Origin of the sequence: Limnospira sp. PMC 289.06, assembly GCF_032350395.1 — a bacterium.
GTDB classification, from domain to species: domain Bacteria; phylum Cyanobacteriota; class Cyanobacteriia; order Cyanobacteriales; family Microcoleaceae; genus Limnospira; species Limnospira platensis.
In genome coordinates, this window is the sequence record NZ_JARPLC010000200.1 from 1 (window position 1) to 5,240 (window position 5,240).

The following is a 5,240-nucleotide window of genomic DNA, read 5'->3' on the forward strand; positions in this document are numbered from 1 at the left end:
AGCCAGTTATATACACCCGCCCTTTCCCCGGCGCCGTTTTTTGTGGTGCGATCGCATTTTCACCCAATTTTGACATTGAATAACACGCCCAATGTAATGTAGGGGCGGGTGCAGCAGTCAGCCATCGAACACACCAGCCAGTTATATACACCCGCCCTTTCCCCGGCGCCGTTTTTTGTGGTGCGATCGCGTTTTCACCCAATTTCGACCTCGAATAACGCGCCCAATGTAGGGGCGGGTGCAGCAGTCAGCTATCGAACACACCAGCCAGTTATATACACCCGCCCTTTCCCGGCGCCGTTTTGGTGGTGCGATCGACTAATGGCTGAGGGAAGCGAGCGAAAAAAAGGCTATCTACCGAGTTTCGATAGTGATGATTATAGCACAGAATTAAGCAATCTGGCGGAGCAAATTTGTCATTCTCCCGACCCAGTAAAAGCCTCAAAAGATGCGCTAAATCCTTCGGGATGTGGCAAACTCAAAGAGTTTTTTAGGCAACTATTTCAGTCATCTCCATCTATCTAAGTTAACTGAATGTACCCCCTGAAAGAAATCACGCTGCAACTGTTTCTGTATGACTTACGGGAAGGGTTAGGACAAACCTCAGAAAGCATAGATTTTAATCGCTATTATTTTTGGCGGCGGTTTCATCATGACCTGCAAAAACCATATAGTAACTTAACGCCAGAAAATAAGCAAAAACTGGAAAAATATGCTAACCGCGAAAACCCCGAAAGCGATATTGTGTCGTTAGACTATCGAACAACCTCTAATGTGGATAGAATATGTGTTAGTGGCATCGCAATTGGGGGATAGCTATAGTTTAATCGTTGATGCCTATGATAGCGAATATCATAAAACCAGTTTAAGTCAACTGAAAAAATACATTCAGGAAAGGATTAATAACACTCCCTCAAGCCTAGGTAAAACTTGGTTATTGTGGGGTCAACTTGACGGGAAATATTCCCCAGATAAAGTTAATGAAATTGCCGACAAGAGTTATACAGAAATCGCCAATAAACCCCTACCCTGGAAAAAAGATAATCAATTGAGTTTCCCAGGGAATAAACTGTTAGGGGACGATTTATTTGAAATAACCCAGTGAGTTTCGGTGACAGATTGGGAAAATTTACTGATACTGATTGATAATGAAAAACCGGAAGACCTGCGAAATTATCCCCGGTTAAATGATGAACATAAGTCACTGCTGAAAAAGGACATTCAAAACAGTTTAGGAGAATGCCATTATTTAATTTGGCTATTACCAGCAGAGTGCGACTTAAAGGCAGTGCAAGATAAAATTAGGGAAATACAGACCCATTTTCATCGCCTGTTATCCTATCGCCATAAGATTATTTGGGCTTATAGCCAAAGTCGGATTTTGAAACGCCGATTAAAAGACAATTATCAAACGATTCAAAAATCGGTCTTAACAATTCGCCAACAGCGGAAAGACCCGGAAGATTTACAAAAGGCTTTAGAAGATACGCTAGAAATATTAGGGAATTATGCGATCAATTTAAGTAAACTGCATTCCCAGTTAAGGACAATTACGATTAATTTAACCAACTATCGACAAAGGTTAAAATAATTTGCGAAGCTAGACCCAAATTGTCAGTTAACTACGTTTGCTGAGTTTAGTAAATTGGCAGAACAAAAGTATGAAAGACAGGTAAAAACGGACTATGAGAGTTTAAGTCCGGGGATGATTTTATTAGAAAATCTGATTAAGACGATTGAGGGAATTGTGGAAATTAATCAAGCGAAAAGAGAGGATAGGCTAGAAAGAGCGATCGCTGCTGCTAGTATAGGAGTGGGTACAGCGTCGGCGGCGGCTTCATCAATCGCGAATTATTCGGAGGGTATATTAACGGAAATTGCCTCGTTTGTCCCGTTACGGAATAAGACGGAAGCGCCAACGATTCATCCGGTATCAACGGCGAGTTTTGCTTTTATTGCTAGTTGTCTAATTGGGGCATTTTGGGGAGTTTTAACTTGGTGGATTTTAAATCGAAGACCTGGGAAGATTAGCCGTTAGGAGAATCGTCAATCAGAGTATCTGACCAAAGCTATGAGGACAAAAATATCTCTTGATGTGACTGATAGTCCGTAGACTTATCGTCCACAATGGGTAATTATGACTCTATGGAAAAATCAAAAGCAAAAACCTTAAAAGCCTTGGGATTTCTGATTAGACAGCATAGAAGGGCTGTGGGTATTTCTCAAGAAGAACTAGGGCTACGTTGTGACCTAGACCGCACGTATATATCTGGTCTAGAGCGTGGTGTCAGAAATCCTTCTCTTACGGCTATTGTGGCTCTTGCTGAGGGCTTAGGAATAACCGTATCTCAACTTCTGGATAACTTAGAAATAGAAATAACTAGGACTGAATGAATCGCAATTTAGTGGCTAATTTTAAATCCCAATTAAAACCAGGTTCTTCTCAGTTAAAGGTGTTCAGTTTGCTGTCAGATCAGAAGTGGCACTGTCGCACTTATGAAGGTAAGCAAGTAGCATCGGAGCAATACGCTGGAGGTGGTGGAATTCAAGGACTAGAGCGCGGAACTAAAAGTCGTCCGGGGCTACATCTTGAGACCAAACGGGATTTCTGTAACATCTGTAATAAAAAAACCAGATGGGATAGATGGACTGGGCAAATAAAACCGTCAAATGCTCCGGCTATTATTCCCCCAAAATTAGCCGACAGAATTTTGAAACTTTATGATTATAAAGACGTTATTGCAAATCGAAAAAGACCAACCCATGAGTTAGTGATTGATCACCGTTTTCCTATGCAGCGTTGGGGTAAAGCCGAACCTAGTCATGACATAAACATGAACGAAAACGAAATCAAAAGCAAATTTCAACTTCTCAAAAAAGATAGTGCTGGCAACCACAATTTACTGAAATCCAGAAGTTGTGAAAGATGTATGAAAACTGGTAAAAGAGGGCAGCCCATGGGTATCCACTTCTAGTATTCTGGGGGTGATAACTGGCCTGATAATATTCCTCCATTGGGAGCGGAAGCAGAAGGTGGTTGTATAGGTTGCGGTTGGTATGATTTTGAGTCATGGCGTAATGCTCTTAATGCAACATTAGCTGAACATAAGTAAGCTGTTTTTCGGAGACAACTATATTTTCAGCCTCATTTTCAGCCTCTGTGACAATCCTATTTAAGTAAGGAATGAGTCCATAGCCAATACACTCTGCTAGACGTGGAGGAACAGCATTTCCAATTTGCCACATGGCTTTTTTCATGGTTCCTTCAAAGATAAAAGAATCAGGAAAGGTCTGTAATCTAGCCATTTCTCGCGCTGAAATCACCCGATTTAGATGGGGATGAATATGAGTCCCCCCGTGATTCTCTTTGATGGTCATACTAGATTTTCCGGGATACTGTCGCTTAAAAGCATCAACATAGGTTTGATACAAAGAACCTCCTGGAGGTACTTTTGATATCCGCTCCATATATTCGGGAGAATGACGAGTCCATTCATGATTAATACTGGGAATGGGTTGGTAAGCTGGTAGATCGGAAATTGCTGATTCAATTGTCTGATACTCCTCTGGAACTAATTGAGGATATGGATAAGGATTTTTCATTCCGAAACGATTAGCTATAAAAATAGCTCTAGGCCTGATTTGGGGAACACCATAGGCAGCAGATTCAAGAATTGCTACGGAAATATTGGTGTAACCAATGGCTTCAAAAGCAGCAAAAATAGCTTGTTTAATTGTGCCTTTTTTGAGGGTTAAAATGCCGGGTACATTTTCCATAACGACATACCAAGGACGCACTTCAGCAACAATGCGAATAAATTCTTGAAATAAATGGTTGCGAGGATCATTGGGATCGCGCTTCCCAGCGACAGAAAAACCTTGACACGGTGGCCCGCCTACGACGAGATGAACTGAAGGAGAACCAATTTTAGATAGCCACTGGTGAGGATTAAAATCATTAACATCCCCACAAAAATGATGACAATTGGGAAAGTTTCTCTGATGAGTGGCGGAGGCAATTGGGTTAATTTCTACACTAGCTACTGGATTAAAACCAGCTTGCCAAAAACCCTGCGTGATTCCCCCTACACCAGAAAATAGATCGATAAAGTTATAGGTTTGCAGTGGTTGGGATACGGGATTAATATCAACTTGAACTTGATAAGGATCGCGTTTGGTTGTGGCTAATTCACGCTGAATTCTTTGATAACGCCCTAATTTAGCTTTTTTCTGCTTCCTGGTGCTGTTATCTTTTGGATCATCTGGAAACAAGGATAATTGTAGGTCCATGACTTGAAAAATAAAGGCTCTATAACCATTATAGTGACAGATAGTATACATAATGTCAAGACTGAGATCAAGTCGAACCTTTTGTTAACAAGAATAACGCGCCCAATGTTGGGGCGTTACAGAAGAAGGGCGGGTGCAGGTAGTGGGCTGGTTTTCCCGATGGCGGATCTAGCACCCGCCCCTACTAGCCTTTTCCCCGCCCCCGTTTTGGTGGGAAGAGCGATCGCCTTTTCACCCAATTTCGACCTCGAATAACGCGCCCAATGTTGGGGCGTTACAGAAGAAGGGCGGGTGCAGGTAGTTGGCTGGTTTTCCCCGTGGTGTTACAGAAGAAGGGCGGGTGCAGGTAGTGGGCTGGTTTTCCCCGTGGTGTTACAGAAGAAGGGCGGGTGCAGGTAGTGGGCTGGTTTTCCCGATGGCGGATCTAGCACCCGCCCCTACTAGCCTTTTCCCCGCCCCCGTTTTGGTGGGAAGAGCGATCGCTCTTTCACCCAATTTCGACCTCGAATAACGCGCCCAATGTAATGTAGGGGCGGGTGCAGCAGTCAGCCATCGAACACACCAGCGAGCTATATACACCCGCCCTTTCCCCGCCGCTGTTTTGGTGGGAAGAGCGATCGCATTTTCACCGAATTTCACCCAATTTCGACCTCAAATAACGCGCCCAATGTAATGTAGGGGCGGGTGCAGCAGTCAGCCATGGAACACACCAGCCAATTATATACACCCGCCCTTTCCCCACGACGGTTTTGGTGGGAAGAGCGATCGCATTTTCACCGAATTTCACCCAATTTCGACCTCAAATAACGCGCCCAATGTAATGTAGGGGCGGGTGCAGCAGTCAGCCATGGAACACACCAGCCAATTATATACACCCGCCCTTTCCCCACGACGGTTTTGGTGGGAAGAGCGATCGCATTTTCACCGAATTTCACCCAATTTCGACCTCA

General features: G+C 43.6%; 10 protein-coding genes. 7 read left to right on the forward strand and 3 right to left on the reverse strand.

Features of this window, described 5'->3' with window-relative positions:
• Positions 1-108 precede the first annotated feature (108 nt).
• The 7 genes from P5674_RS23020 to P5674_RS23050 all read left to right on the forward strand — a co-directional run bounded on the left by P5674_RS23020 (position 109) and on the right by P5674_RS23050 (position 2,975).
• A complete protein-coding gene (locus P5674_RS23020) occupies positions 109-525 on the forward strand; it encodes a hypothetical protein (RefSeq protein ID WP_014276448.1) in 417 nt (138 codons plus the stop codon).
• Positions 526-534: 9 nt separating this feature from the next.
• Positions 535-816 carry a hypothetical protein gene (locus P5674_RS23025; RefSeq protein ID WP_006615985.1) on the forward strand — a complete coding sequence of 94 codons (282 nt, stop codon included), beginning with the start codon at positions 535-537 and terminating at the stop codon, positions 814-816.
• Entirely contained in the window at positions 794-1,105 is a 312-nt protein-coding gene (locus tag P5674_RS23030) for a hypothetical protein (RefSeq protein ID WP_126277527.1), read from the forward strand. The genes P5674_RS23025 and P5674_RS23030 overlap by 23 nt, the downstream gene beginning before the upstream one ends.
• Before the next feature lie 6 nt (positions 1,106-1,111).
• Positions 1,112-1,591 carry a hypothetical protein gene (locus tag P5674_RS23035; protein ID WP_315643071.1) on the forward strand — a complete coding sequence of 160 codons (480 nt, stop codon included), beginning with the start codon at positions 1,112-1,114 and terminating at the stop codon, positions 1,589-1,591.
• Positions 1,592-1,645: 54 nt separating this feature from the next.
• A complete protein-coding gene (locus P5674_RS23040; RefSeq protein WP_014276451.1) occupies positions 1,646-2,038 on the forward strand; it encodes a hypothetical protein in 393 nt (130 codons plus the stop codon).
• An 89-nt stretch (positions 2,039-2,127) separates the two neighbouring features.
• Entirely contained in the window at positions 2,128-2,394 is a 267-nt protein-coding gene (locus P5674_RS23045; RefSeq protein WP_006616740.1) for a helix-turn-helix domain-containing protein, read from the forward strand.
• The gene (locus P5674_RS23050) at positions 2,391-2,975 is read left to right on the forward strand and encodes a hypothetical protein (protein ID WP_006616739.1); all 585 of its coding nucleotides are present in this window, start codon (positions 2,391-2,393) and stop codon (positions 2,973-2,975) included. The genes P5674_RS23045 and P5674_RS23050 overlap by 4 nt, the downstream gene beginning before the upstream one ends.
• Positions 2,976-3,084: 109 nt before the next feature.
• On the opposite strand, the gene P5674_RS23055 is transcribed toward P5674_RS23050, so the two are convergent.
• The 3 genes from P5674_RS23055 to P5674_RS23065 all read right to left on the reverse strand — a co-directional run bounded on the left by P5674_RS23055 (position 3,085) and on the right by P5674_RS23065 (position 5,077).
• On the reverse strand, positions 3,085-4,341 hold the full coding sequence (locus P5674_RS23055; protein WP_006616738.1) for a DNA cytosine methyltransferase: 1,257 nt from the start codon (positions 4,339-4,341) through the stop codon (positions 3,085-3,087).
• Positions 4,342-4,662: 321 nt separating this feature from the next.
• Positions 4,663-4,929, reverse strand: a complete 267-nt coding sequence (locus tag P5674_RS23060) for a hypothetical protein (protein WP_035738106.1) — start codon at positions 4,927-4,929, stop codon at positions 4,663-4,665.
• Positions 4,916-5,077 (reverse strand): hypothetical protein, encoded by a 162-nt coding sequence (locus tag P5674_RS23065; RefSeq protein ID WP_014276455.1) that lies wholly within the window; start codon positions 5,075-5,077, stop codon positions 4,916-4,918. The genes P5674_RS23060 and P5674_RS23065 overlap by 14 nt, the downstream gene beginning before the upstream one ends.
• Between the last annotated feature and the right edge of the window lie 163 nt (positions 5,078-5,240).